The organism is Pseudoxanthomonas japonensis, assembly GCF_043632995.1.
Lineage (GTDB): Bacteria > Pseudomonadota > Gammaproteobacteria > Xanthomonadales > Xanthomonadaceae > Pseudoxanthomonas_A > Pseudoxanthomonas_A japonensis.
The window spans coordinates 437,501-462,465 of the sequence record NZ_CP171632.1 but is presented as its reverse complement, the minus strand read 5'-3'; the positions used below and the strand labels follow the sequence as shown (position 1 = coordinate 462,465).

Annotated in this window: 22 protein-coding genes and 2 rRNA genes (1 of these 24 cut by a window edge); 10 read left to right on the top strand and 14 right to left on the bottom strand. The window is 67.5% G+C overall.

Going from position 1 to position 24,965, the window contains the following annotated elements; translation table 11 throughout:
* Positions 1 to 7: 7 nt before the first annotated feature.
* From ACGHX3_RS02035 to ACGHX3_RS02025, 3 genes are read left to right on the top strand one after another with little or no spacing between them, the layout of a single operon-like run.
* A complete protein-coding gene (locus ACGHX3_RS02035) occupies positions 8 to 571 on the top strand; it encodes an L-threonylcarbamoyladenylate synthase (protein ID WP_394696219.1) in 564 nt (187 codons plus the stop codon).
* Between the two features lie 60 nt (positions 572 to 631).
* Positions 632 to 1,348: a hypothetical protein gene (locus tag ACGHX3_RS02030; protein WP_394696218.1), complete on the top strand. Its 717-nt coding sequence runs from the start codon at positions 632 to 634 to the stop codon at positions 1,346 to 1,348.
* 2 nt (positions 1,349 to 1,350) lie between these two features.
* Positions 1,351 to 2,001 carry a DUF4124 domain-containing protein gene (locus ACGHX3_RS02025; RefSeq protein ID WP_394696217.1) on the top strand — a complete coding sequence of 217 codons (651 nt, stop codon included), beginning with the start codon at positions 1,351 to 1,353 and terminating at the stop codon, positions 1,999 to 2,001.
* Positions 2,002 to 2,008: 7 nt separating this feature from the next.
* On the opposite strand, the gene ACGHX3_RS02020 is transcribed toward ACGHX3_RS02025, so the two are convergent.
* The gene (locus ACGHX3_RS02020) at positions 2,009 to 2,143 is read right to left on the bottom strand and encodes a hypothetical protein (protein WP_394696216.1); all 135 of its coding nucleotides are present in this window, start codon (positions 2,141 to 2,143) and stop codon (positions 2,009 to 2,011) included.
* Between the two features lie 167 nt (positions 2,144 to 2,310).
* Here ACGHX3_RS02020 and ACGHX3_RS02015 point away from each other — a divergent pair, with 167 nt between their 5' ends.
* Both ACGHX3_RS02015 and ACGHX3_RS02010 read left to right on the top strand, forming a co-directional pair.
* A complete protein-coding gene (locus ACGHX3_RS02015; RefSeq protein ID WP_394696215.1) occupies positions 2,311 to 2,970 on the top strand; it encodes a hypothetical protein in 660 nt (219 codons plus the stop codon).
* Between the two features lie 123 nt (positions 2,971 to 3,093).
* Complete coding sequence (locus tag ACGHX3_RS02010; protein ID WP_394696214.1) at positions 3,094 to 4,296, top strand: metallophosphoesterase; 1,203 nt, start codon at positions 3,094 to 3,096, stop codon at positions 4,294 to 4,296.
* A gap of 3 nt (positions 4,297 to 4,299) precedes the next feature.
* On the opposite strand, the gene ACGHX3_RS02005 is transcribed toward ACGHX3_RS02010, so the two are convergent.
* Both ACGHX3_RS02005 and ACGHX3_RS02000 read right to left on the bottom strand, forming a co-directional pair.
* The gene (locus ACGHX3_RS02005) at positions 4,300 to 4,719 is read right to left on the bottom strand and encodes a hypothetical protein (protein ID WP_394696213.1); all 420 of its coding nucleotides are present in this window, start codon (positions 4,717 to 4,719) and stop codon (positions 4,300 to 4,302) included.
* A gap of 41 nt (positions 4,720 to 4,760) precedes the next feature.
* Complete coding sequence (locus ACGHX3_RS02000) at positions 4,761 to 5,537, bottom strand: SDR family oxidoreductase (protein WP_213604505.1); 777 nt, start codon at positions 5,535 to 5,537, stop codon at positions 4,761 to 4,763.
* Between the two features lie 58 nt (positions 5,538 to 5,595).
* Here ACGHX3_RS02000 and ACGHX3_RS01995 point away from each other — a divergent pair, with 58 nt between their 5' ends.
* Entirely contained in the window at positions 5,596 to 5,718 is a 123-nt protein-coding gene (locus ACGHX3_RS01995; protein ID WP_394696212.1) for a hypothetical protein, read from the top strand.
* A 137-nt stretch (positions 5,719 to 5,855) separates the two neighbouring features.
* On the opposite strand, the gene sppA is transcribed toward ACGHX3_RS01995, so the two are convergent.
* The gene (gene sppA / locus ACGHX3_RS01990) at positions 5,856 to 7,760 is read right to left on the bottom strand and encodes a signal peptide peptidase SppA (protein ID WP_394696211.1); all 1,905 of its coding nucleotides are present in this window, start codon (positions 7,758 to 7,760) and stop codon (positions 5,856 to 5,858) included.
* 49 nt (positions 7,761 to 7,809) lie between these two features.
* Positions 7,810 to 9,198, bottom strand: coding sequence for an MATE family efflux transporter (locus ACGHX3_RS01985; protein WP_394696210.1), 1,389 nt, complete (start codon positions 9,196 to 9,198; stop codon positions 7,810 to 7,812).
* 102 nt (positions 9,199 to 9,300) lie between these two features.
* Here ACGHX3_RS01985 and ACGHX3_RS01980 point away from each other — a divergent pair, with 102 nt between their 5' ends.
* Positions 9,301 to 10,518 carry a DUF3667 domain-containing protein gene (locus ACGHX3_RS01980; protein WP_394696209.1) on the top strand — a complete coding sequence of 406 codons (1,218 nt, stop codon included), beginning with the start codon at positions 9,301 to 9,303 and terminating at the stop codon, positions 10,516 to 10,518.
* Between the two features lie 20 nt (positions 10,519 to 10,538).
* Here ACGHX3_RS01980 and ACGHX3_RS01975 read toward each other — a convergent pair whose 3' ends face one another.
* Both ACGHX3_RS01975 and ACGHX3_RS01970 read right to left on the bottom strand, forming a co-directional pair.
* On the bottom strand, positions 10,539 to 11,132 hold the full coding sequence (locus tag ACGHX3_RS01975; RefSeq protein WP_394696208.1) for a DUF3106 domain-containing protein: 594 nt from the start codon (positions 11,130 to 11,132) through the stop codon (positions 10,539 to 10,541).
* Positions 11,122 to 12,096 (bottom strand): hypothetical protein, encoded by a 975-nt coding sequence (locus ACGHX3_RS01970; RefSeq protein WP_394696207.1) that lies wholly within the window; start codon positions 12,094 to 12,096, stop codon positions 11,122 to 11,124. The genes ACGHX3_RS01975 and ACGHX3_RS01970 overlap by 11 nt, the downstream gene beginning before the upstream one ends.
* Positions 12,097 to 12,541: 445 nt before the next feature.
* Between ACGHX3_RS01970 and ACGHX3_RS01965 the strand changes: the two genes are divergently transcribed.
* The 3 genes from ACGHX3_RS01965 to ACGHX3_RS01955 are packed head-to-tail and all read left to right on the top strand — an operon-like array spanning position 12,542 to position 17,375.
* A complete protein-coding gene (locus ACGHX3_RS01965; RefSeq protein ID WP_394696206.1) occupies positions 12,542 to 14,728 on the top strand; it encodes a primosomal protein N' in 2,187 nt (728 codons plus the stop codon).
* Positions 14,728 to 16,044 carry an MFS transporter gene (locus ACGHX3_RS01960; RefSeq protein ID WP_394696205.1) on the top strand — a complete coding sequence of 439 codons (1,317 nt, stop codon included), beginning with the start codon at positions 14,728 to 14,730 and terminating at the stop codon, positions 16,042 to 16,044. The genes ACGHX3_RS01965 and ACGHX3_RS01960 overlap by 1 nt, the downstream gene beginning before the upstream one ends.
* A gap of 50 nt (positions 16,045 to 16,094) precedes the next feature.
* Positions 16,095 to 17,375 (top strand): NAD(P)/FAD-dependent oxidoreductase, encoded by a 1,281-nt coding sequence (locus ACGHX3_RS01955; protein WP_394696204.1) that lies wholly within the window; start codon positions 16,095 to 16,097, stop codon positions 17,373 to 17,375.
* Here ACGHX3_RS01955 and ACGHX3_RS01950 read toward each other — a convergent pair.
* From ACGHX3_RS01950 to ACGHX3_RS01920, 7 genes are all read right to left on the bottom strand, one after another.
* A complete protein-coding gene (locus tag ACGHX3_RS01950) occupies positions 17,348 to 17,821 on the bottom strand; it encodes a DUF1203 domain-containing protein (RefSeq protein WP_394696203.1) in 474 nt (157 codons plus the stop codon). The two genes, ACGHX3_RS01955 and ACGHX3_RS01950, sit on opposite strands and share 28 nt — an antisense overlap.
* A gap of 71 nt (positions 17,822 to 17,892) precedes the next feature.
* On the bottom strand, positions 17,893 to 19,323 hold the full coding sequence (locus ACGHX3_RS01945) for a hypothetical protein (protein ID WP_394696202.1): 1,431 nt from the start codon (positions 19,321 to 19,323) through the stop codon (positions 17,893 to 17,895).
* Positions 19,324 to 19,456: 133 nt separating this feature from the next.
* Positions 19,457 to 20,335 (bottom strand): RNA polymerase sigma factor RpoH, encoded by an 879-nt coding sequence (gene rpoH / locus ACGHX3_RS01940; protein WP_213604413.1) that lies wholly within the window; start codon positions 20,333 to 20,335, stop codon positions 19,457 to 19,459.
* 180 nt (positions 20,336 to 20,515) lie between these two features.
* Positions 20,516 to 21,364 (bottom strand): metal-dependent hydrolase, encoded by an 849-nt coding sequence (locus tag ACGHX3_RS01935; protein ID WP_394696201.1) that lies wholly within the window; start codon positions 21,362 to 21,364, stop codon positions 20,516 to 20,518.
* A 73-nt stretch (positions 21,365 to 21,437) separates the two neighbouring features.
* The gene (locus ACGHX3_RS01930; protein ID WP_394696200.1) at positions 21,438 to 22,661 is read right to left on the bottom strand and encodes a dipeptidase; all 1,224 of its coding nucleotides are present in this window, start codon (positions 22,659 to 22,661) and stop codon (positions 21,438 to 21,440) included.
* Positions 22,662 to 22,757: 96 nt separating this feature from the next.
* A 5S ribosomal RNA gene (gene rrf, locus ACGHX3_RS01925) occupies positions 22,758 to 22,872 on the bottom strand.
* A 126-nt stretch (positions 22,873 to 22,998) separates the two neighbouring features.
* Positions 22,999 to 24,965, bottom strand: a 23S ribosomal RNA gene (locus ACGHX3_RS01920); it runs 912 nt beyond the window's last position.

The following is a 24,965-nucleotide window of genomic DNA, read 5'->3' as shown; positions in this document are numbered from 1 at the left end:
CCAGACCATGCCGATCGACAGGACCATCGAGGAAGCAGCGGAAACGATCCGCAGCGGCGGCGTCGTCGCCTACCCCACCGAGGCCGTGTGGGGCCTGGGCTGCGATCCGTTCGACGAGGGCGCGGTGCACCGCCTGCTGGCGATCAAGCAGCGGCCGGTCGAGAAGGGCCTGATCCTCATCGCCGCCACGCTGGACCAGTTGAAGCCGCTGATCGACGTGTCGGCGGTGCCCACCGAGCGCCTGACCGAGGTGCTGTCCAGCTGGCCCGGCCCGCATACCTGGATCATGCCGGCGACCGTACAGGCGCCTCGCTGGGTCACCGGCGCGCACCGCGGCATCGCCGTACGGGTCAGCCAGCACCCCATCGTCGTCGGCCTCTGTCAGGCCTATGGCGGCGCGCTGGTGTCGACCAGCGCCAACCTCAGCGGCCAACCCGCCGTCAGCGAGCAGGCGGCGCTGGATCCCGCCCTGCTGGCGCGCGTCGACGCCGTCGTGCCGGGCGCGACCGGCGGCCTGGACCGCCCCACCGCCATCCGCGACGCACTGACGGGCCAGTCGCTGCGTGACTGACGGCCATACGGGCCGCGCCATCGCCTTTCCATCGACCGCTCCGGCGCGCACCATGGCGCCATGCACCTCGCCCTGCCCCTGCTGCTGGTCCTGCTGACGGCCGTGCCGTCCGCGGCGCGTGCGCAGGCGACCACGGGAAGCCAGGTGACCATCTACCGCTGCGTCGCCGCGAACGGCACCGTCGCCCTGCGCGACTCGCCTTGCCTGAAGGGCGAGAAGCAGGAAGTCCGCGCGATGCAGCGGCCGCAGGATCCGCCGCCGCGCCCCGCCGTCGCCGCCCCGGTGCCCGCACCGCAAGCCACGCCCACGCCCGCTCCACCCGCGCGCGTCGTGTACCTCAGTCCGCCCAAGCCCATGTACGAGTGCACCACGCCCGAGGGTCGGGTCTATACGAGCGACAACGACGACGGCAATCCACGCTGGGTGCCGTATGTCGTGGGGTACGCCGCCTATCCGGCGTGGCCGCGCGCCAGCGGCGGCAGCGTGTCGGGCAGCGTCTCGGTCGGCAACGGCAATCTGTCGTTCGAAAGCGGCGACCGTCGCCCTCCGCGTCCTCCGGGAGGCGGCGGCCATCATCACGGCCCGGTGATCGTGCCTGGCGGCGCCTGGGTGCGCGATGCCTGCCATCCGCTGCCGCAGGAAGAAGTCTGCGCACGCCTGTCCGACCGGCGCTACGAGATCCTCCGCCGCTACGGCGCCGCACTGCCCAGCGAACGCCGCACGCTAGACTTGGAACAGCGCGGCATCGATGCGCGCCTGGCCAACGACTGCAGGTAATGATGAGCCCCACCGTCCGCACCTTCGCCCGCCTGCTGCTTGCGCTGTCGTGCGGCATCTCCGGCATCGCCACCGCGACGGCCGCCGACATCACCATCTACCGGTGCACCGACGCCAGCGGCGCACTGACCCTGCAGAACGCGCCCTGCCCCAAGGGCATGAAGCAGGAAGCCCGGACCATGCAGGGCGTGAACAGCGTGCCGATGGCGCCCGGCCAGACGGGTACCGCGCCGCCACCGGCCACCGCGCCCGCCGCACCCGCTCCTGCGACGACGCCCACCACGGACGTCGTCACGCCGCCTGCGGCGCCAAGTCCCGACACCCGACGCCTGCCGCCGCCCGTCATGTTCCAGTGCACGACCTACGACAAGGGCCGCTACGTCACCGAAGATCCCGAACCGGCGTCCCGCTGCGTCGCGCTGCAGACCATCGGGCTGGACGGCAACCCGCAGTCCGGCGCCGGCCAGGCCTGCGAAGTGGTGCGCGACGTCTGCGCGCGCGTACCCGACGGCGCGCTGTGCGACGCGTGGAAGCAGCGCCGCGACGAAACCGAAGTCGCCTTCCGCTTCGCCCGCCCCGAGAACACCGAGAAGAACCGCGCCGAGTACGAGCGCGTCGCGCGCATCGTCGCCGAGAGCAGCTGCGGGCAGTAGGCGGTACTCAACCGCGCGTGCCCCTCATGCCGTCATGCATGAACTGCAGGTCCAGCGTGTGCACGCAGGCGAAGCCACCCACACCCACCACCAGCAAGACCATCAGGCACGCCAGCAGGCCGCGCGTGATCCATCGCTTCATGTCCGCTCCCGCTTCCGTCGATGCAGGCACGCTACGCATCGCGCGTAAAACGAACGTCAATCGCGCCTGCGGCGGTGGCCCGACCCGCCGGCATTGCGGACACGCGTGAGGCCCCTGCGCACGGCACGCTCGCTAGAATCGGCGGTTTCCCACCGCAAGGACCTCCGATGCCGCACGACCCGATGCCTCGCCTGCTGCGCGAAATGCGCCTGTTGCGCCTGTACGCCGGTGCGCTGACCCTCGCCTTCGTCGCCGTGCTGCTGACGGCCTTCAAGGCACCGGATCCGCACTTCGAACGTCTGTCGGTCGAGCGGCTGGACATCGTGGATGCCGATGGCGCCACGCGCATGGTGCTGGCCAACCAGCAGCGCTTTCCGCCGCCCATGTTGAACGGCGAGACCTTCAAGCGCGCGGTCACGCCCGCGGGGCTGGTGTTCTACGACCGCAAGGGCAACGAAGTGGGTGGGCTGGCGCTGACCGACGTGGAGGCCGGCAAGGTCTCCGCGCTCGCCTTCGACAATCCGAACATGGATGCCATCGGCCTGATGACGCGCATCGGCGCCGACGGCGAGCCGATCAGCAGCGGCCTGCAGATCAACCAGGCCGTGCCGTCGCACGTGAAGGTACTGGACGCGGCGAAGCAGGCCACGCGCCGCATCGCCATCCAGAACGAGCACAACGACGCCGAGATCCTGCTGGCCGACGCCAGCGGCAAGGACCGCATCCGCCTGCGCGTGGACCGTGCCGGCGACGCGCGCATCGAAGTGCTGGATGCCGACGGCCGCGTGGTGTTCAGTGCGCCGGAGGCGGCGACCCGGACGCCGTAGCGCAGGTACGCGACGCGCGACTGCCGTGCGCGCATCGCCTCACACTCGGGCATGGCTTCCAGCCCATGAAAGCGTGCGCTCGCGACGCGTAACGTCATCCGCATTCCGACGAGGGCGTGCGCGATGGCGACATGGATGAAGCGGTTGGCGCTGGTGTCCGCACTGGCCGTCGCGGCGGTGATCGGACTGGTGGTGTTCGGGGGTTTCCGTCTGAAGGATCCGCAGGGCAACATCGCGTTCGGCTGGGATGCGGACGCGCGGCGTTTCCAGATCATGGAGAAGCCGACGCTGGCCGCGGAAGGCCCACACGTCTTCCTCCACGACGGCGGCTACGAAGTACTCGCCACGCAGCAGGAGGCGGAAGCCTGGCGACTGGTCCGTACGCAGCTGCCCGCATCGCCATTGCCGACGCTCACCGTGCAGGTCGGCAATGCCGCGAAGACGCGCTTCCAGGTGACGCTGCGGCCGGCATCGCCCGCACGCAGCGCGGTGCACCCCGACAATCCTCCGCGCCTGCTGATGCTGTCGGACATCGAGGGCGGGTTCGACAGGCTCACCTCGCTGCTGCGCGCGAACGGCGTCATCGACGACGCCCTGCACTGGCGCTACGGCGACGGCCATGTCGCGCTGGTCGGCGACTTCGTCGACCGCGGCGACGACATGACCGCGGTGCTGTGGCTGATCTACCGGCTTCAGGCGGAAGCAGATGCCACCGGTGGACGCGTCCACTACGTGCTGGGCAACCATGAGCACCTCGCGATGTCGGGCCGCAAGAAGTACTGGCCCGGCGGCCTGGTCGCGTTCGCCACCGCCCTGGGCGACGACGGCGACGAGCGCCTGTTTTCCTCACAGTCCGTGCTCGGCGAATGGCTGGCGGAACAGCCGGTGATCGCGCGCGTTGGCGACCATCTGTTCGTCCACGGCGGCATCAGTGGGGACGTACTGGCACTCGACCTGGACATCGACCAGATCAACGCCCTCGCGCAACCGCACCTGCATGCCGAACCGGAGAGCCTGCAGGGCGACGCCGACACCCTGCTCGGCCGCACCGGCCTGACCTGGTACCGCGGCATGGCGATGCCGGACGACGCGAAGCAGCGTCGCGAAGCCGATCCCGCCGCCCACCTGCAACGAGTCCTTGCCCGCTACGGCGTCAAGCGCCTCGCCATCGGCCACACGCTGGTGCCGGACATCACGCTGGAGCAGCAGGGGCGCCTGCTGCGTCTGGATGTGCACCACGCCGAGCAAACCCCGCAGGCCGCGCTATACGAGGGCGACGAACTGTGGCGCGTGGATGCGGCCGGCGGACGTGTACGTCTGCAATGACGATCATCTGCGGTGACGCCGACAGACCTGCGGCGTGATGGTGTACTGCAGTCGCCGGCTTGGATCCGATGCAATCCGCTCGGCATCGCCGAACGCGGCGTATGCGAAATGGCCGGTCAACGCTGCGCCCGGTTCGATCCGCGTTCTACCGCAGCCGCCGGGGCAATAGACGCTGAGGAGAGGGCTCTTCACCGCCAGCGGACCGTCCATAGTCGACAGCGATACGACGGGGCTCTCGACCACCAGCGTCCCTTCGGACGATGGCCAGTCGTGCGCCCCCACGCACAGCGCGCGATCATGGTGCGATTGCAGTACGACATCGAATCGGCGCTTGGCCGGGTTGTCGATGACAGTGAGGCTGTATGCGTCCGACGTGAGCAGCGTGGACGTCGAGGCGCACGCCGCCGTCACCAGAGCGAGCATGCTGGCCAACATGCCGCATACGACGTGTGGCAGACGACGGCTCAGAACCCGTACCGCAGGAACCCGCCATCCACCGCGATGCATTCGCCAGTGACGTAGCTGGCGGCGGGCAGACAGAGAAAGGCGACAGCGGCGGCAACCTCTTCCGGTTCACCGATCCGCCGCATCGGCGTGCGCGCGATGACTTCGTCGTAGTAGTCCGCATCGGACAGCGGGCCGGAGGTGCGGCGCGTGCGGATGTACCACGGCGCCACCGCGTTGACGCGCACGCCGTCCTCGGCCCATTCGGCGGCGAGGTTGCGGGTGAGCTGGTGCAGCGCGGCCTTGGTCATGCCGTAGGGTGCGCCGCTGCGCACGGCGGTGATACCGGACACGCTGCCGACGTTGACGATGCTCGAGGCCGCATGCCGCGTCAGCAGCGGATGCGCATAGCGCGACAGCTCGAATGCCGAGAACAGGTTGGTCTCGAAGATGCCGCGCCACTCGTCCTCGGTGTAGTCCACCGCGGCACGGGTGACGTTGCCGCCGGCATTGTTGACCAGGATGTTGAGGCCGTCGCCGTGATCTTCCACCCAGTCGAGGATGGCGCGGCGGTCTTCGTCGTCGGCCACGTCGGCGGCCAGCGTGGCGATGGTGCGTTCAGGGAACTCGTCTGCCAGGTCCGTGCGCGCGTCCTGCAGCGCATCCTCGTCGCGCGCCACCATCAGCACGTCCGCGCCGAAGCCGAGCAATTCGCGCGCGATCGCCAGCCCGATGCCCGCGCTGGCACCGGTCACCAGCGCCAGTTGCCCTTCCAGTCGCCACCGGTTCGCCGCCACATGCGCCTCCTTCATCGATGGGCGTAGCATAGCGCCACGTCACAGGAGGACCGTCGCCATGACCCGGCTCCGCCTCACCCTGCTCGCCATCGCCTTGCTGGCCTGCACCGCCTGCCGCGCCCCCGAGCCACCGCCCACCGACGAGCCACCGGAACCGCAGGCGGCGCCCGCGACCTCCTGAGTCCTGCGGATCATCGCCACACGGCACGGATGGCGCCGCGTGGCACGCGACGTCGCCCTTCGGGATTCGACACCCCAAGACGCAACGGGCCGCGCGGTTGCCCACGCGGCCCGTCGATCACGCGTTGTCGCGGGAACTCAGAACCCGCAGAAGCAGTACGCCAGGCTCTTCACCGGCGCGCCGTTGCGATCGTTCACCGCCTCGTCGACGAAGCGCAGCTGCGCTTCCATCTCCGGCAGGCTGCGCGCCAGCAGCGCGCGGGCGAAGTCGGAATCCTTCAGCCAGGCCGCACCGATGCGGCTGCCGGCGAAGCCGCCCATGAACTGCGAGAACGGCGAGGACATCTTCTCGATGTAGCGCACGCGGTACTTGTCCGGCTCGCCCAGCTTGGCGCGCTTGGCCGCGTCGGCCACCGCCGCGTCGAATCCGGCGAGTTCGTCGACCAGCCCGCGCTCCTTCGCCTGCGCACCGCTCCATACGCGACCGCGCGCGACGGCATCGATCTCTTCGACCGGCTTCCTGCGGGCCTCGGCGACCTTGCCGGTGAAATCGGCGTAGCCCTTGTCGATGACCGACTGGATCACCTGGCCCACGGCCGGGTCCAGCGGACGGGTGATGTCGAACGCGCCGGCGAAGCGGGTGGTGCCCACGCCGTCGGTGCGCACGCCGATCTTCTCCAGCGTGCGCGGCACGGTGGGGATCACGCCGAAGATGCCGATCGAACCGGTGATGGTGGACGGGTCGGCGTAGATGCGGTCGGCATTCATGCTGATCCAGTAACCACCGGATGCGGCCAGGTCACCCATCGAGACGACCACCGGCTTGCCGGCCTTCTTCAGCGCGGCCACTTCGCGGCGGATCTGCTCGGAGGCATAGACGCCGCCGCCGGGCGAATCCACGCGCAGCACCACGGCCTTCACGTCGTCGTCGTCGCGCGCCTCGCGCAGCAGCGCCGAGGTGGACAGGCCACCGACGCGGCCGGCCGGCTGGTCGCCGTCAGTGATCTCGCCTTCCGCCACCACCACCGCGACCTGCGGACGCTTGTCGAGCGGATTGATCTTGGCGTCGAGATGGGTCAGGTAACCGGCCAGGCCGACGGCGCGGAAGCCGGTGTCCGAATCCTCGTCGGCCACGCCGCGCTCGATCAGCAGGTTCTCCACCTCTTCCTGCGTCTTCAGGCCGTCGACCAGCTTCTGCTGCAGCGCGTACTTGGCCAGATCGCCACCGGCGGCGGCGACGCCTTCAGGCAACGTGTCGATGCCGGCGGCCAGCGCTTCCGGCGTGGTCTTGCGAACCTTGGCGATGTCGGCCAGCAGGCGCTGCCACACGTCGTTCATCCAGAACAGGTCGGCTTCCTTGGCTTCCTTCGACGCGCCATCCAGCACGTAGGGTTCGGCGGCCGACTTGTACTCGCCCACCTTGAACAGGTGCACGTCCACGCCGAGCTTTTCCTGCAGGCCTTCGCGGTAGTACTGGCGGTAGCGGCCCAGGCCCTCCAGCATCAGGCTGCCCATCGGGTCGAGATAGACCTCGTCGGCCTGCGCGGCCAGCAGGTACTGCGTCTGGCTGATGTTCTCGCCGAAGGCGACGATCTGCTTGCCGGAGGCACGGAACTTCGCGAGCGCCGCGGCGACTTCACGCAGCGAGGCGTAGCCGGTGGGCTGCAGCTGGTCCACGCGCAACAGCATGCGCTCGATCTTGTCGTCCTTCTGCGCGGCCTCGATGGCGCGCAGCAGGTCGCGCAGCTGCACTTCCTCGGCGCTCTTGTCGCCGAACGCCTTGGCCAGCGCGCGCGTGGCGGGATCGGTGGTGAACTGCTCGACCAGGCGGCCTTCCGGCGCAAGCACGAAGGTGGTGCGCTCCATCATCGGCTTCACCCCGCCACTGCCGGCGGCGATGACGAACACGATGAAGACCAGGAACAGCAACCCGAAGAAGATCAGGTTGAGGACCAGCTTGCGGGTGAAGTTCATCACGTCCCACAGGCCGACGAAGAAGGCGACGATGGGGCTGCGACGCGGCGGGGGTGCGACTTGGTTCATGGAAAACTCCGGGAAACTGGGGCCACTGTAGCGTGCGCGTGTGAGGGTTTCATGCCCCGTTGGTCACCGTGACCGGGGCGGGAGCCGTGGACCATCGCCGGCTGCTGCGCTCGAAGCGCCAGCCCAGCAGCACGGCCGCGGCGGTCAGGCCGACGATCAGGCCCAGCCACATGCCCTGCGGGCCCCAGCCGAGCCCCAGGCCCAGTCCGGCGCCCAGCGGCATGCCCAGGCCCCAGTACGAGACCACCGCCAGCCACATCGGCACGCGGGTGTCCTTCAGTCCGCGCAGCGCGCCGGCCGACAGCACCTGGATGCCGTCGGGGAACTGGAACGCCGCCGCGAACAGCAGCAGCGTGCCGGCCAGCGTGGCCACCGCCAGGTCATCGGTGTACAGCGACACCACCAGGTCGTGGCCGAGCAGCAGGAACAGCGCCGAGATCGCCTGCGTGGCCAGTACGATGACGTAGCCCGCGTGCGCGGCGCGGCGGATGCCCGGCGTGTTGCCCGCGCCCACCGCATGGCCCACGCGCACCGTGGTGGCCTCGGCCACGCCCATCGGGATCATGAAGCACAGCGCCGACACGTTGATGGCGATCTGGTGCGCCGCCGCCGGGATGGCGCCGAGGCGCGCGATCAGCAGCGCGGTGACGATGAAGAGGCTGCCCTCCATCAGCACGGTGATGCCGATCGGCAGGCCGGTGCGCAGCAGCTGCATGATCGGCGCGCGACGCGGCGGATCGAACCGCGCGAACAGCTGCAGGTCGGCGAAGCGGCGCGCACGCGTCAGGTAGATCGCGAACGCGATCGCCTGCAGCCACATGGTCAGCGCCGACGCGATGCCCAGCCCGCCCGCGCCCAGCTCCGGAAAGCCGAACTTGCCGAACGCCAGCACGTAGCCCACCGGCGCCAGCACCAGCAGGCCGCCGAAGCCGAGGATCATCGTCGGCAGCGTCCAGTGCGTGCCTTCGCTCAGGTAACGCATGCAGAAGTAGAACGTCAGCGCCGGCACGCCCCAGCGGATGCCGTGCAGGAAGGCGGTCGCGCCGGGAATGATGTCGGGCGCGATGCCGAACGCGGCCAGCGCGTACGGCGCCACGCTGAGGAAGGCGAACATCAGCAGGCCCAGACCCAGCGACAGCCACAGCGCCTGGCGGAACAGCGGCGCGATCTCGCCGCGCCGGTTGGCGCCATCGAGCTGCGACACCGACGCGGTCAGCGAGATCAGCGTGCCGATCGGCACCATCATCGGCAGCCACAGCAGCGCGGTGCCCACGGTCACGGCCGCCAGCGTGGCAGTGGCGTGGTGGCCGGCGATGACGTTGTCGACGAAGCCGATCAGGCCGGTGGACACGTGGCCCAGCACCAGCGGCAAAGCGAGCGTGCCCGTGGCGCGCACTTCCTGGCCGAAGCGCGGGGTCGGGGAGGGGGAGACGGACATGAGGATCAACCGCCGGACTGCGGTCGCGCGGCATCGCGCTGGCACCGGGTCACGGGAGGCCGGTATCTTACCCGCTCGCCCGCCGCGCCACCCGAACGCCCCATGACCCCATCGCACGATGCCGACGCCGTGCACGCCAGCGCGTGCGACAACTGCAGGACGCCGCTGCAGGGCGGCTTCTGCCACGTCTGCGGACAGAACGCGCACAACCCGCTGCGCAGCTTCGGGCATGCGGTGGAAGAGGTGTTCGAATCGTTCTGGCACCTGGACGGGCGCATCTTCCGCACCCTGCGCACCCTGCTCTCGCCCGGCAAGCTGGCCAACGCCTACCTGGCCGGCCACCGCGCGCCGTACGTGGCGCCGCTGCGGCTGTTCGTCATCGTCAGCGTGCTGACGTTCTTCGTCGCCAGGCTGACCCTGCATATCGGCGAAGTGAGGCTGCCGGAGCCGCCACCGACCGCGGACGGCCAGACCAACCTGGTCGCCAAGCCGGACGAGTCCGGCATCAGCTTCGCCAGGCAGACCACGGTCGAGGCCGTCATCAAGGAGCGCGACCGCACCCTGGAAGGCCTGGTGGCGGCACGGACCACGCTTCCTCCCGGCCTGGGCTTCGTGCGCGAGCGCATGGACCAGAACATCTTCGCCACCCAGCGACTGGCGCGCGAACGGATTATCCAGTTGCAACCGGATCATCCGGCATTGGCGCAACCCGATCCTTATCCGGAGGGCAAGCCGCTGCCGGAGGTGCCGCAAGGCTCGCTGATCTCGATCGGCGACAAACCGTTCGACGCCCAGAGCAACCCGGTGAAGATCGGCTGGCTACCCGATTTCGCCAACGGCTGGATCAACAGGAAGTTGGCGCGTGCCGAGCAGAACATGCCGCGCGTGGCGGAGGACCCCGAGTATTTCTTCACCCGTCTGATCGGCTCGGTACCGTCGGCGCTGTTCGTGCTGGTGCCCGTCTTCGCCCTGCTGCTGAAACTCGCCTACATCGGGACGCGGCGCGTCTATCTGGAGCACTTGGTCGTGGCGCTATACAGCCATGCCTACCTGTGCCTCTGCATCCTGGCGCTGTGCCTCACCCAGGCGCTCGGCAGCGTGATTGCGACGGACAGTTTCTGGTGGAAGATCCCCTACTGGACGGTGCTGACGGCGATCCTGGTGTGGATGCCGATCTACCTGCTGAAGATGCAGCAGCGCGTGTACCGGCAGCACAAGATCGTCACGCTGATCAAGTTTTCGGTGCTGGGCGCGCTGTACTTCATGATGCTGCTGACGGCGCTGATCTTCCTGACGCTGACGACCTGGGTAAACGCCTAGCGACGTAGCGTGGAGCGCGGCTAACGGTCCCGTCGCTGCCGCAGCCACGCGCGGCGCTGGCCCTCGGGCACGGCCAGCAACGCACGACGGAATCCCTCGCGGTCCTGCGGCGGCAGGCGTTGCGCCAGCGCAGCAAGATCGTCGCGCTGTTCCGCATCCAGGCGCCGCAGCAATGCGAGCAGGCCATCGCGCTCTTCCGGCGGAACGTACGCGAACAGCGGCTGCAGTCGCGGCCAGTCCGCGCCGAGTTCCGGCCCCAGCCGCCAGCCCTGCCGCTGCATGCCGTCCAGCACGCTGAACTGCGTGCGCAGCGCGGCCTGGTGCTCCGGCGGCAGCGCCGCGATCTCGCGGGCGGCGGCGCGCAGGCGTGCACGCTGCACCTCGTCCAGCGCACGCCAGGCGGCATAGCGCGCGCGCCGGTCCTCACGCTCGTGCCTCGGCAAGGCATCCCACGCCGACCGGCGCTGCTGCCAGTCGGCCTGCGCGGCCGGCGACATCGCGGCCCAGCGGGTGGCATTCGCGGCATCCTGCGCGGTCGACGCGGCAATGCCCACCACGACGGCAAAGCCTGCCATCACGCAGGCTGCGGCACGGCGCCTGCGGTCAACGCGCATCTGCTCCTCCTGCATCCGCATCGGGCGAAGGCGCCGCGGTGGCACCGGCACCCGCGACATACCAGGCCAGGAAATCCGCCTCGCGCGCACGCGCTTCATCGTCGGCGTCCGTGAGGAGCTGGAAGTCCGGGTGCGATGCAGGCGCGACCGCTTCGGCCGGGGCTGGCAGCGGCGTGTTGTCGGCGGGAAGCGCGATCGATGTGATCTCCGGATCGGGCGGCAGTGGCGATACGCCGTCTTCGTCGGTCGGAATCGCCTGGGGCAACGCGGACGACGTCGACAATCCGGAACCCCGCCACCACCACAGTCCGGCCGCCAGCGCGGCCAGCAGGACAAGGGCCGACAGGATCCACGGCCAGCGCCGGGGCGTCCGCGCAACGGCCGGCGCGGGCGCCTTGGCCTCGACAGGCGGCAACCGCGTGCCGGCGAGTGCGTCCTCGCGCAGGCGCGCGAGCGTGGCCAGCCGATCATCGGGCAGTTCGCGAAGATGCTGCTGGATGGCGTCGGCCAAGGCGCGCCAGGCACCGGCATCGGGGTGGCCCAGGCTGTCCCGCGGACAGGCGCGGGCCAGCGCGTCGCGGTAGGCCGCGCCATCGAGGCCCAGGGCGTTGGCCGCCTCCGCCTCCTGCAGCCCCCCGGCGAGGCGCAGCAGCAAGGCCGCGCGGTCCGCGGTGGCGGGACGGGCCAGGGCGGCGAACGCGCCGGGCCAGCGGGCGGCAGGACCGTCGGCGCGCAACTGCGGCGTCGCCGCCAGCAGCGCCCAGAAGCGCACCGGCCAGTCCGCCATCGGCAGGGCGGCGGCCTTGCCGCGGAACGCGCGTAGGGCCGCGGCCAGGGCCACGTCGCCGCGATCGGCATTGCCGCACTGGAGTTCGGCGAACACGGCCCCCCGGCGTTCGCAGCCGCGGAGGAAGGCGGCAAGCGCGGCGGGCGCGGGAGAAGACGAGGCGGGGGAAGAGACCATCTTGGAACCGGTTGCGGACGTGCCGATCATAGTCACCCGGGGCGCCCGTACGGATGCTTGACAGGGCGTCGAAATCTGCTCTCCCCGGCGGCACAAGGGTTTCGGCGAAAAACGTTGTGCACAGCAGTCACCGATCTGTCATCCACTGCCCCCGTGAATCGGACCGATGCCATATGTCAATCGCGTTTCACGCCCAAGTGTCTGATTACATTGAATAAAGTCGTTCTGGCACTTTTTTGGCCAACCCGGTCCGGAGGCTTATGGAAGCGCCGTCGCGCCGTGAAGCATTCCCGCCATGCACAGATTTATCCACAGCAGGTGTGGATAAACCGGAATCTCCTTCAGGGATCAGCACTTGCGTGAATTTCGTCAAGATTCTGACAGGACATGGACGCAACTGCGTGAGATGTGACCCGCGCCCGGACGGGCCGATACACTGCCCGAAATGCCGCCCGTTTCCGTCCTCCAGGTCGCCCTGCCCGTGCCGCTGCCACGGCTGTTCGACTATCTGCCACCGCCCGGTCTCGTCGCCTCCCCCGGGGACGTCGGCAAGCGGGTGAAGGTGATGTTCGGCAACCGGTCACTGACCGGTCTCGTCGCCCAGGTCGGCCCGCCGGCCGACCCTACCCTCGAGCTGCGCCCGGCCGATGCCCTGCTGGACGATGCGCCCTTGCTGCGGGGCGAGTTGCTCGACTCGCTGCACTGGCTGGCCCGCTACACCCACGCCCCGCTGGGCGAGGTGGTCGCGACCGCGCTGCCCACCGCGCTGCGCCAGGGCGATCCGTTGCCCGACACCCATGCCTGGCACTGGCGCCTGACCGAAGCCGGCCAGTTGCAGCGCGACCGCCTGCGCGCCGGCAGCCGGCCGCGCCGCCTGGCCGACCTGCTGTCCGAGCACTCTTCGCTCGACGAAGACGTGCTGGACCTGCACCTGGACAGCGGCCGCGCCACCGCGCGCGACCTGGGCAAACGCGGCCTGGCCGAACGCTTTCCCGCCGCCGCCACGCCTGCGGCACCGACACCCCGTCCCGGTCCCGCGCTCAACGACGAGCAGCAGGCGGCGGCCGATGCCATCGTCGGCACCGCGGGTTTCGGCGCCCTGCTGCTCGACGGCGTGACCGGCAGCGGCAAGACCGAGGTCTACCTGCATGCCATCGCCGACTGCCTGCGGCGTGGACGGCAGGCGCTGGTGCTGGTGCCGGAGATCGGCCTGACCCCGCAGACGCTGGCGCGCTTCCGCGAACGGCTGGGCGTGCCGGTGCACGCGTTGCACTCCGGCCTCAACGATGGCGAGCGCGCCCGTACGTGGGCGGCCTGCCTGCGCGGCGAGGCACGGGTGATCGTGGGCACGCGCTCGGCGGTGTTCACCCCGCTGCCCGAGGCCGGGCTGATCGTGGTCGACGAGGAGCATGACGGCAGCTACAAGCAGCAGGACGGCATCCGCTACCACGCGCGCGATTTCGCGCTGGTGCGCGGCAAGGCGCTGGACGTGCCGGTGGTGCTGGGCAGCGCCACGCCGTCGCTGGAAACGCTGCACAACGCGCGCACGGGCCGCTACGTGCACCTGCGCCTGTCGCGCCGCGCGGGCGAGGCGCAGCCGCCGACCGTCCGCGTGCTCGACGTCCGCAAGCGCCTGCAACAGGCGGGCCTGCTGGCCGACACGCTGCAGGCGATCCGCCAGGCGCTGGACGCCGGCGGCCAGGTGCTGGTGTTCAAGAACCGCCGCGGCTACGCGCCCGTGCTGCTGTGCCACGACTGCGGCTGGAGCGCGCACTGCAAACGCTGCGACAGCCCGATGACCGTGCATGCCGGTGGCAAGCGTCTGCAATGCCATCACTGCGGCGCGCGCCAGGCGGCGCCGCCGGCCTGCCCCGACTGCGGCGGACTGGCCTTGCAGCCGCAGGGCATCGGCACCGAACGGCTGGAGGAGTTGCTGACCGAACAGTTCACCGACGTACCCGTGCTGCGTGTCGATCGCGGCACCACCCAGAAGCGCGACGGTCTGGCGCAGCAGCTGGCGAAGCTGGGCGACGCGCCCGGCATCCTCGTCGGCACGCAGATCCTGGCCAAGGGCCACGATCTGCCGCACCTGACGCGCGTGGCGGTCGTCGGCGTGGACGAAGGCCTGTTCTCCACCGATTTCCGTGCCGGCGAGAAGCTGGCGCAACAGCTGATCCAGGTGGCCGGTCGCGCAGGGCGCGCGGGCAAGCGCGGCGACGTGTGGCTGCAGACGCACCATCCCGACCATCCGCTGTTGAACACGCTGATCAGCGGCGGCTACCACGCGTTCGCCGAAGCGGAGCTCGAGCAGCGGCGCATGGCCGGCTTCCCGCCGTTCGCGCACCTCGCCCTGCTGCGCGCCGAAGCCCAGCATGTCGACGCCGCCCAGCAGTTCCTGCAGGCGGCGAAGCAGGCGCTGCGCCGGCACGATGCGACGCTCGAAATGCACGGTCCGCTGCCGGCGCCGATGCCACGCCGCGCCGGCCTGCACCGCGTGCAGCTGTTGCTGACCTCGCCCGAGCGCCGCACGCTGCATCGCACGCTCGATCTCGCCCTGCCGGACATCCACGCCCTGCCGGAAGCGCGCCGCACGCGCTGGTCGCTCGATGTCGATCCCATGGACCTCTATTGATGACGCAGACGCCACGTACCGCCCTGACCCCCACCCAGCGGCTGCGCAGCATCTTCAGCGGTTCGGTCGGCAATCTGGTGGAGTGGTACGACTGGTACGTGTACGCGGCGTTCTCGCTGTACTTCGCCGAGGTGTTCTTCCCGGGCGGCGACCGCACCAGCCAGTTGCTGAAGACGGCGGTGATCTTCGCGGTGGGTTTCCTGATGCGTCCGCTCGGCGGCTGGCTGCTCGGCCGCTATGCCGACCGCCATGGTCGCAAACGCGCGCTGATGCTGTCGGTGGTGATGATGTGCGCCGGCTCGCTGATCATCGCCTGCACGCCCGGTTACGCCAGCATCGGCATCGCCGCGCCGATCCTGCTGGTGCTGGCGCGGTTGCTGCAGGGCCTGTCGGTCGGCGGCGAGTACGGCACGTCGGCAACCTATCTCAGCGAGATGGCCACGCGCGAGCATCGCGGCTTCTGGTCGAGCTTCCAGTACGTCACCCTGGTAATGGGCCACCTGATCGCGCTGGGGGTGCTGATCGCCTTGCAGCGCGTGTTCCTCACCGACGACCAGCTGCGCGAATGGGGCTGGCGCATTCCGTTCGCGATCGGCGCGGTGGCGGCGCTGGTGGCGCTGTGGCTGCGCCGGAACATGGTGGAAACCGAGTCGTTCCAACGCAACGACGCGGCGGCGACGGGACAGCAGCGCGCCGAGGGCACGCTGCGTGCGCTGATGCGGCATCCGCGCGCGGTGTTCGCGGTGGTCGGCCTGACCATGGGCGGCACGCTGGCGTTCTATACGTACACCACCTACGTGCACAAGTTCCTGGTCAACAGCGCCGGCATGGCGGCCGAGACCGCCAGCCTGATCAATGCGTCCACGCTGTTCTTCTACATGCTGCTGCAGCCGGTGGTCGGCGCGCTGTCGGACCGGATCGGACGGCGGCGCATCCTGATCGCGTTCGGCGTGCTGGGCACCCTGTGCACCGTGCCGATCCTCAGCCAGCTGCAGGACGTACAGAGCGCCGCGCAGGCGTTCTGGCTGGTGATGGCGGCGCTGGTGATCGTCAGCGGCTACACCGCGATCAATGCGGTGGTGAAGGCGGAACTGTTCCCGGTGGAGATCCGCGCGCTCGGCGTCGGCCTGCCGTACGCGCTGACCGTGGCGATCTTCGGCGGCACCGCCGATGCGGTGGCGCTGTGGTTCAAGCGCATCGGCCACGAGACCGGCTTCTACTGGTACGTCACCGCCTGCATCGCCTGCTCGCTGCTGGTCTACCTGTGGATGCCGGACACGCGCGAGACCTCGCTGATCGACCGCGACCCGACCTGATCGGCATGCGCCGCATGCGACAATCGCGTGCGGTGCCAGGAGAATCGAGCATGCAGGCAGCACGTCCCCATGTGGTCATCGTCGGCGGCGGTTTTGGTGGCCTCTGGACCACGCGCGCCCTGGCGAACGCACCGGTCCGCATCACCCTGATCGACAGGCACAACCACCACCTGTTCCAGCCGCTGCTGTACCAGGTGGCCACCGCCGGCCTGTCCGCCCCCGATATCGCCGCGCCGCTGCGCCACATCCTGCGCAAGCAGAAGAACGTGGAAGTGCGGCTGGCCGAGGTGGCGTCGATCGCGCCGCAGGACAAGCAGATCGTGTTCGCCGACGGCACGACGCTCGCGTTCGACCACCTGCTGCTGGCGACCGGCGCGACGCATGCCTACTTCGGCCACGACGAATGGGCCCGGCACGCGCCGGGACTGAAGACGCTCGACGACGCGCTGCAGTTGCGCCGCCACCTGCTGCTCGCGTTCGAGCGCGCCGAGGCCGAAACCGATCCGGCGAAACGCGCCGCGTGGCTCAGCTTCGCCATCGTCGGCGGCGGCCCGACCGGCGTGGAGCTGGCGGGCACACTGGCCGAGATCGCACGGCACACGCTGACCAACGAGTTCCGCAACATCGATCCCTCGCAGGCCCGCGTGCGCCTGGTGGAAGCGGGACCACGCGTGCTGGCATCGTTTCCCGAGGCGCTGTCGGACAAGGCCCGCAAGCAACTGGAGAAACTCGGCGTGGAGGTCGTCACCGGCACGCCGGTCAGCGATATCACCGACGACGGCTACCGGCTGGGCGACACCTTCGTCCCGGCCAAGACCGTGGTCTGGGCCGCCGGCGTGGCCGCATCACCGCTGGCGCGCTCACTTGGCGTGCCGCTGGATCGCGCCGGACGCGTGCTGGTGCAGCCCGACCTCAGCGTGCCGGGGCATCCCGACATCTTCATCGCCGGCGACCTGGCTGCGGTGACGTCGGACGGTCGAGCGGTTCCCGGCGTTGCACCGGCGGCCAAGCAGATGGGCCGGCACGTGGCACAGGTGCTCCGTGCACGACTGTCAGGCGGCACGTCGCCCGGTGCATTCCGCTATCAGGACTACGGCAACCTCGCGACCATCGGTCGCATGGCGGCGGTAGTGGACTTCGGCCGGTTGAAGTTCTCCGGCCTGCTGGCGTGGTGGTTCTGGCTGACCGCGCACGTGTTCTTCCTGATCGGCTTCCGCAACCGGCTGGTCGTGCTTCTGAACTGGTGCTGGGCGTACTGGAGCTACCAGCGCGGCGCGCGGATCATCCTGGGCAAGGACGAGGATCAGGCCGGGTCGACGCGGCAGGCGTAGCAGCCGGGACGTGCGTTGTGCACGTGAAGGTACGCGACGCCCGGCTGGTCAAGCAGGCGTTGCAGGTACGGCATCGCTTCAACGCCCTCCACGACCTCGGCGTCGCGCATCAAGCCATCGGCATCGTAGGCGCGCAGCGACAATAGCCGGCGGGGAAACGAGGGCGGCAGTTGATCGTGGAATTCGGCGGTCCAACCCTGCATGGCGGCTTCGCGCACGTAGATCGGACCGCTCGCCCGATACGGCCCCGCGACATCGTGGTGCAGATAGGGCAGCAGCAACAACGCTTCGCCCTGTCGCGCGTCCTGCAGCGTGACGCGGCAGGGAAATCCTCGATCGCTGTCCGCGATGACGCGACGGATGTTGCGTGCCGCCAGCGCGGCATCGTCTAGGGCGAACAGGGGGCGGAACGGTTCGGGCGAGAGCCCGCGGATCACGAACGACATGGCATCACTCCGAAGCAGTGATGCCATGCTCGCGCCGCCTCACCGGCGGCGCTATCCGGATCTTGCGCGACCTACTTGCCGTCCAGCGGGTAACGCTTGCCGTCGGCCATGACCAGCTCACCGTCGCCGATCCGCTCACTGTCGGCATCGACGGTGATGAATTCGGCCTCCAGGCGTCCCTGGCCCTTGCTGCCTTTCAAGTCGAAGATGTAGCGCTCGCCGTCCGCCTTCCACGACGCGTCGCGGTCGAAGGCGGCTTCGCGGATATCGCCGATATGGCGCTGCACGACCGGGTGCGCCTGCATGGCCGCGTTGGCCTGCAGCACGAAGATCCCGTCCTGGCGCGCGAACGTGTCAGGGGCCTCGCCACGATCCGAATCGATGCGCGGCGCGGCGAGTTCGCCTTCCATCGGCGCCTCGCCCTCGAAGGCGATCTCGCGGCCATCCGCCAAGGTCAGCACGCCCCTGCCCAGGCGTTCGGTGTCGGCATCGACCGTGATGAACTCGGCGAGGATGCGTCCGCGCCCCTTGTCGCCGGTGAGCGCGAACACGAACTCTTCGGCGCCTTCCGCCTCGCCGGTGGCAGCGAGATCGAGCTCGAACGATGCGAGCGTACCGATGTGCTGTTGCACCAGCGGATAGCGCTGCACCGCCACACGCGCCTGGCGGGTGAAGATGTTGTCGCCGCCGAACAGGTCAGCGGCGCTGACGCCGTCCTCCGGCTCGTCCTCACCGCGGGGCTCACCTTCGAACGACAGCTTGCGACCGCCCGCCAGCGTCAGCACGCCCTTGCCGAGGCGCTCGGTGTCGGCGCTGACGGTGATGAAGTCGGCCTCGAGCCGCCCACGTCCCTTGTCGCCAGCGACGTCGAACACGAAGGTGTTCATGCCCGGTGCGGCACCGGTGGCATCGGTGTCGATCTCGAAGCTGGCGATCTGGCCGATGTGCTGGCGGATCAGGGGATAACGCTGCGCTGCCTCCTGCGCCTGGCGAATGAAGGCATTCGCGCCTGCTTCGACGTCTTCGTCATGCGCGTGGTCGTGCAAAGGAGGGCCATCCTCCGCGGCCAGCGCGTCGGCATCGCCTTCGATCTCGTGCCGGGTGCCGTCGGCCATGACCAGCATGCCGGGACCCAGGGCCTCCTGCGTGGCGCTGACGGTGATGAAGCGCGCGGTGACACGTCCCTTGCCGCGGCTGCCCTCGACATCGAACACCAGCACGTCGGGACCCGGCTCGTCCATGCTCGCGGCGTCATCAAGCGCGACCGTGCGGATCGCGCCAAGATGCGCAGCGACCACGGGATCCACCTGCATCGCGGCGCGTGCCTGCGCGTCGTACTCTTCGCGATCGATGGAGAAGCGGACGCCGCCCTGTCCTTCCGACGATTTCGTGTTGCCATCGTCGGCCGCGTGCGACGCCGCGAAACCCGACGAAGCAGCGAGACCGCTCGCCGCTGCCAACACCCACACGAACAGCCCCCGTCGCTTGTTGCCCCACCCCATGCCCTGCTCCTTCCGGTTATAGCGCCACCCATGTCGGGTCGCGGCGTAGTGGACCACATCCCCCGATGCGCACGCCACAAAAGAGAAGAGGCCCCGGTGGGGCCTCTTCGATATCACGTCACAACCAGGAAGGTCAGGCGGCGAACAGCGCCTTCATCTTCTTCAGCGCATTGGCCTCGACCTGACGGACACGTTCGGCGGAAATGCCGTATTCGTCCGCCAGCTCCTGCAGCGTGACCTTGCTCTCGCCGTCCAGCCAGCGGCGCTTGATGATGTCGCGCGAGCGCTCGTCGAGATTCGCCAGGCCTTCGCGCAGCAGTTCCATCTGGTTGTCTTCGCTGTCGGCACGCTCGTACGCCTGCGACGGATCCTCGTCCCGCGCGACCAGGTAGCTGGCCGGCGAGGGCGGCGCGTGGTCTTCGTCTTCGTCCGAAGGCGCATCGAAGCCGATGTCGCGGCCGGAAAGGCGCGACTCCATCTCCATCACTTCCCGCTCGGAGACATTCAGGTCCTTCGCGATGGCGCTGACCTCTTCGGCATTCATCCAGCCCAGGCGCGTCTTCGACTTGCGCAGGTTGAAGAACAGCTTGCGCTGCGCCTTGGTCGTGGCGACCTTGACGATGCGCCAGTTCTTCAGAATGAACTCGTGCATCTCCGCACGGATCCAGTGCACCGCGAAGCTCACCAGGCGCACACCCATGTCGGGGTCGAAGCGCTTCACCGCCTTCATCAGGCCGATGTTGCCTTCCTGGATCAGGTCGCCGAGCGGCAGGCCATAGCCGTTGTAGCCGCGCGCCACGTGCACCACGAAGCGCAGGTGCGAATGCACCAGTTCGCGGGCGGCGTCGAGGTCTTCGTCCTCGCGGTAACGGTTGGCGAGCGCGCGCTCGTCTTCCACCGTCAGCACCGGAATCTGGTGCACGGCGCTGATATAGGCGTCGAGCGAACCCAGGGCGCTGGGGATCGGCAGGTTGTTGGTGACCAGGGCGGTAGTGGGGGTGTTCTGGCTCATGGGCATGGATGTTAGCAGTCGGGGAGTTCGACTGCTAACCGTGCCGGAAGTTCCGTATTGTTCCAGTGGTGCAACGAACAGCCGCCGATCCAGCTCGCACCAACCTGCCTTTGTAATCAGAGACTTGCAGGTACTGCCCTCGACCCTCGTCATTCCCTGAGGCGGACGAAAGGCTTTCGTTCAGGTCCGCGGCGGCGGCATCGGCATGACGGAAGGCGGCACGGCAGTCGCCTGCCGCCGCAGCACCGTCGCGGCCATGGCATCGGCGTCCGCCGCCAGCCGGGAAGGATGGAAGCCGGGGCGCAGGTACTCCGTCAGATGCCGCAGCGTCCGTCGGCCCATGCCATGCCCTGCGCCGACGTGGTGCGTCAGTTGGCGCCACGTGGCCAACCGCAACAGCCGGCGATCCTGCACGAGCAGCGACGCCGCCAGCCCCACGAGCAGCAGATAGAAGAGCGAGGTGGTCATCACCGCACCCAGCACCCGTACGGCATAGCGGGGCGAGACCGCCTGCAGCAGGTCGAACGCCACCGCCCGGTGCTCGATCTCCTCGGCGAAGTGCCACTCCATCAGGTCGCGCACGCGCGGATCGGCATCCGCAAGGATGGATTGCGTCAGGAACTCGTAGCCGAGGAAGGCGTTGATGTGTTCGACGCAACTCACCAGCGACACGCGCAACCACAACGGCGCGACACGATCCATCACACGGAAGATGCCCCGATCCACCGCGCGCTCGATGCCCCGGTATGCGTAGCCCTGCGCATCCAGATTGCCCCAGTAGCGCTTGTGCGCAACGCCATGCTGCGCCTCCTGCCGGATGAATGCCTGGCAGCGCTGGCGCAGGGCGTCGTCATGCACCTTCGGCAGGCAGGCATTGAGCGTGCGGATATAGAACGCCTCATTGGCCGGCACCAGGATGGTGTAAGCGTTGAGCAGCGACGAAACGACTTCATTGTCCGGCAACCAGTGCCGCGGAATGTCACGGGGAAGCGCGGCGATGAATCGCCTGGCGGTGATCGACTCTTCCATGATGCCTCCCTCTTGGGGCCATGCGTCCGAACCACTTTCCCGCGCGCCGCATTACGCCAAGACGAAACCGGCTTCAGCCCTCTGATGACGCGATCGCCTGCGCCTCCCGGATCACGCGCAGCAGATTGCCACTCCATATCTTCCGCACATCCTGCTCCGTGTAGCCGGCCGCCAGCAGCGCTTCGGTAATCTTCGGCAACGCGCTGACGTCTTCCAGCCCTGCCACGCCGCCGCCACCGTCCCAATCGGCACCGATGCCGACATGATCCACGCCGGCCACCTTCAGGATGTGAAGCACGTGCGCCATGTAGTCGTCGAAGGTCGCGTGCCTGGCGGGGTATCGCGCCTCGATCGCCCTTCGTTCCGCCAGATAAGCGGGCACGCGATCTACCGCGAGTTCGCTCTCGGGTCCGTACTTCTCACTCAGCGCGCCCATAGCTGTCTCGCGCTCGGGAATCTTCGGGATATCGATCAGATAGCCACCGTATGCATTCACGTGGATGACGCCGCCTTTCACCGCCAACTGGCGGAGCCGGCCGTCATCGATGTTCCGCGGATGGTCATACAGGGCATCCGCACTGGTATGCGACAGGACAATCGGGGTCTGCGACAACGCAAGCAACTGATCGAAGACCGCGTCACTGGCATGCGAAGCATCCAGCACGATGCCGAGGCGGTTGGCTTCCTGCACCAATGCCTTGCCGGCAGGACTCAGACCACTCCACTCTGCACCTGCCGGGTCCGTCGACGAATCACCGAAATCGTTGTTCCGTACATGCGTGATGCCGAGCATCCTCAGCCCGAGCCGATGGTAGGCGGTCAGCAGGCTGGGATCGCTGGCGAGCGGCGCTGCGTTCTCCATGCTGATGAAGGAGACACGCTTTCCGGCTTTCGCGATGCGTTCCGCATCGTCCGCGGTAAGCGCGAGCTCCATGTCTCCTGCATTCGCCGCCAGCATTTCACGGATGCTCACAAGACGATCCAGCCCGTGGTCGCGTGCGGCATGCTTCCCGGCTTCGTCACGGGCGCCCTGTGCGGTGTAGATGACCCAGAAGCCCCCATCCAGGCCACCCGCCTTCATGCGCGGAAGATCCACTTGCGAGAGATCGCCTTCGTGCGCATGGTCGTCGACGATGCTCCAGCCGGGACGACGGAAGTTGGCCGGCGTATCCAGATGGGTATCCAGCACGATCGCGTCCTCGTGCACGCGGCTCACCTCTGCAGACACGCCTTCGGCCGACGCCCCATCGATACAGATTGACAGCGCACTGGCCAACGCTATCCGACACAACCTCATGCTTCGCCCCCCCTCGATGAGATGAAATTCGATTGTTGGCGAAAGCCGCGCAAGAAAAAACCCCCAGCCTTACGGCTGGGGGTTTTGGGATAAAGCCCCTGGCGATGACCTACTCTTGCATGGCTTAAGCCACACTACCATCGGCGCGGCTGCGTTTCACTTCCGTGTTCGGGATGGGAACGGGTGGGACCACAGCGCTAATTTCACCAGGGAGAGGGTTGGAGCGTCGCCATCCAGTTAACGGATTAAGGCGCCAATCTCTCATAGGGTCTTGTGACGTAGCGGGCATTGGATTTTCTCTGACGATATCGTCGAGTCCAAGGCCACTTGAGGTTATATGGTCAAGCCGCACGGATCATTAGTATCAGTTAGCTCAATGGGTTGCCCCACTTACACACCTGACCTATCAACCACCTAGTCTTGATGGTTCCTTCAGGGGGCTTGTGCCCCGGGAGATCTCATCTTGAGGCGCGCTTCCCGCTTAGATGCTTTCAGCGGTTATCGCTTCCGAACATAGCTACCCGGCAATGCCACTGGCGTGACAACCGGAACACCAGAGGTTCGTCCACTCCGGTCCTCTCGTACTAGGAGCAGCCCCTCTCAAATCTCCAACGCCCATGGCAGATAGGGACCGAACTGTCTCACGACGTTCTGAACCCAGCTCGCGTACCACTTTAAATGGCGAACAGCCATACCCTTGGGACCGACTACAGCCCCAGGATGTGATGAGCCGACATCGAGGTGCCAAACACCGCCGTCGATATGAACTCTTGGGCGGTATCAGCCTGTTATCCCCGGAGTACCTTTTATCCGTTGAGCGATGGCCCTTCCATACAGAACCACCGGATCACTAAGTCCTACTTTCGTACCTGCTTGATCCGTCGATCTCGCAGTCAAGCACGCTTATGCCTTTGCACACAGTGCGCGATGTCCGACCGCGCTGAGCGTACCTTCGAGCTCCTCCGTTACTCTTTGGGAGGAGACCGCCCCAGTCAAACTACCCACCATACATGGTCCCCGATCCGGATTACGGACCTAGGTTAGAACGTCAAGCACATCAGGGTGGTATTTCAAGGATGGCTCCACCGAAGCTAGCGCCTCGGTTTCATAGCCTCCCACCTATCCTACACAGACGAACTCAACGTTCAATGTAAAGCTATAGTAAAGGTTCACGGGGTCTTTCCGTCTTGCCACGGGAACGCTGCATCTTCACAGCGATTTCAATTTCACTGAGTCTCGGGTGGAGACAGCGCCGCTGTCGTTACGCCATTCGTGCAGGTCGGAACTTACCCGACAAGGAATTTCGCTACCTTAGGACCGTTATAGTTACGGCCGCCGTTTACTGGGGCTTCGATCAAGAGCTTCGCCTTGCGGCTGACCCCATCAATTAACCTTCCAGCACCGGGCAGGCGTCACACCCTATACGTCCACTTTCGTGTTTGCAGAGTGCTGTGTTTTTGATAAACAGTCGCAGCGGCCTGGTTTCTGCGACCCCCCTCAGCTATAGCCCGCATGGGCCACCAAAGGGGGTGCACCTTCTCCCGAAGTTACGGTGCCATGTTGCCTAGTTCCTTCACCCGAGTTCTCTCAAGCGCCTGAGAATTCTCATCCTACCCACCTGTGTCGGTTTACGGTACGGTCTGCGTGAGCTGAAGCTTAGGAGCTTTTCCTGGAAGCGTGGTATCAGTGACTTCGTCCTAAAGGACTCGTCTCGGTGCTCGGTCTTAAAGGATCCCGGATTTGCCAAAGATCCAAACCTACCGCCTTTCCCCGGGACAACCAACGCCCGGTACACCTAACCTTCTCCGTCCCTCCATCGCACTCACGCGAGGTGCAGGAATATTAACCTGCTTCCCATCGACTACGGCTTTCGCCCTCGCCTTAGGGACCGACTAACCCTGCGTCGATTAACGTTGCGCAAGGAAACCTTGGGCTTTCGGCGTGCGGGCTTTTCACCCGCATTATCGTTACTCATGTCAGCATTCGCACTTCCGATACCTCCAGCAGCCTTCTCAAGCCACCTTCGCAGGCTTACGGAACGCTCCTCTACCGCGCATAACAAAGTTATGCACCCCAAGCTTCGGTTTCGTGCTTAGCCCCGTTAAATCTTCCGCGCAGACCGACTCGACCAGTGAGCTATTACGCTTTCTTTAAAGGGTGGCTGCTTCTAAGCCAACCTCCTGGCTGTCTGTGCCTTTCCACATCGTTTTCCACTTAGCACGAAATTTGGGACCTTAGCTGTGGGTCTGGGTTGTTTCCCTTTTCACGACGGACGTTAGCACCCGCCGTGTGTCTCCCGTACAT

Bases quoted from the DNA above. Each gene is read 5' to 3' on its own strand.
- ACGHX3_RS02035 (WP_394696219.1), top strand. From the start codon at position 8: ATGCCGATCGACAGGACCATCGAGGAAGCAGCGGAAACGATCCGCAGC.
- ACGHX3_RS02030 (WP_394696218.1), top strand. From the start codon at position 632: ATGCACCTCGCCCTGCCCCTGCTGCTGGTCCTGCTGACGGCCGTGCCG.
- ACGHX3_RS02025 (WP_394696217.1), top strand. From the start codon at position 1,351: ATGAGCCCCACCGTCCGCACCTTCGCCCGCCTGCTGCTTGCGCTGTCG.
- ACGHX3_RS02020 (WP_394696216.1), bottom strand. From the start codon at position 2,143: ATGAAGCGATGGATCACGCGCGGCCTGCTGGCGTGCCTGATGGTCTTG.
- ACGHX3_RS02015 (WP_394696215.1), top strand. From the start codon at position 2,311: ATGCCGCACGACCCGATGCCTCGCCTGCTGCGCGAAATGCGCCTGTTG.
- ACGHX3_RS02010 (WP_394696214.1), top strand. From the start codon at position 3,094: ATGGCGACATGGATGAAGCGGTTGGCGCTGGTGTCCGCACTGGCCGTC.
- ACGHX3_RS02005 (WP_394696213.1), bottom strand. From the start codon at position 4,719: ATGCTCGCTCTGGTGACGGCGGCGTGCGCCTCGACGTCCACGCTGCTC.
- ACGHX3_RS01995 (WP_394696212.1), top strand. From the start codon at position 5,596: ATGACCCGGCTCCGCCTCACCCTGCTCGCCATCGCCTTGCTGGCCTGC.
- sppA (WP_394696211.1), bottom strand. From the start codon at position 7,760: ATGAACCAAGTCGCACCCCCGCCGCGTCGCAGCCCCATCGTCGCCTTC.
- ACGHX3_RS01985 (WP_394696210.1), bottom strand. From the start codon at position 9,198: ATGTCCGTCTCCCCCTCCCCGACCCCGCGCTTCGGCCAGGAAGTGCGC.
- ACGHX3_RS01980 (WP_394696209.1), top strand. From the start codon at position 9,301: ATGACCCCATCGCACGATGCCGACGCCGTGCACGCCAGCGCGTGCGAC.
- ACGHX3_RS01975 (WP_394696208.1), bottom strand. From the start codon at position 11,132: ATGCGCGTTGACCGCAGGCGCCGTGCCGCAGCCTGCGTGATGGCAGGC.
- ACGHX3_RS01970 (WP_394696207.1), bottom strand. From the start codon at position 12,096: ATGGTCTCTTCCCCCGCCTCGTCTTCTCCCGCGCCCGCCGCGCTTGCC.
- ACGHX3_RS01965 (WP_394696206.1), top strand. From the start codon at position 12,542: ATGCCGCCCGTTTCCGTCCTCCAGGTCGCCCTGCCCGTGCCGCTGCCA.
- ACGHX3_RS01960 (WP_394696205.1), top strand. From the start codon at position 14,728: ATGACGCAGACGCCACGTACCGCCCTGACCCCCACCCAGCGGCTGCGC.
- ACGHX3_RS01955 (WP_394696204.1), top strand. From the start codon at position 16,095: ATGCAGGCAGCACGTCCCCATGTGGTCATCGTCGGCGGCGGTTTTGGT.
- ACGHX3_RS01950 (WP_394696203.1), bottom strand. From the start codon at position 17,821: ATGTCGTTCGTGATCCGCGGGCTCTCGCCCGAACCGTTCCGCCCCCTG.
- ACGHX3_RS01945 (WP_394696202.1), bottom strand. From the start codon at position 19,323: ATGGGGTGGGGCAACAAGCGACGGGGGCTGTTCGTGTGGGTGTTGGCA.
- rpoH (WP_213604413.1), bottom strand. From the start codon at position 20,335: ATGAGCCAGAACACCCCCACTACCGCCCTGGTCACCAACAACCTGCCG.
- ACGHX3_RS01935 (WP_394696201.1), bottom strand. From the start codon at position 21,364: ATGGAAGAGTCGATCACCGCCAGGCGATTCATCGCCGCGCTTCCCCGT.
- ACGHX3_RS01930 (WP_394696200.1), bottom strand. From the start codon at position 22,661: ATGAGGTTGTGTCGGATAGCGTTGGCCAGTGCGCTGTCAATCTGTATC.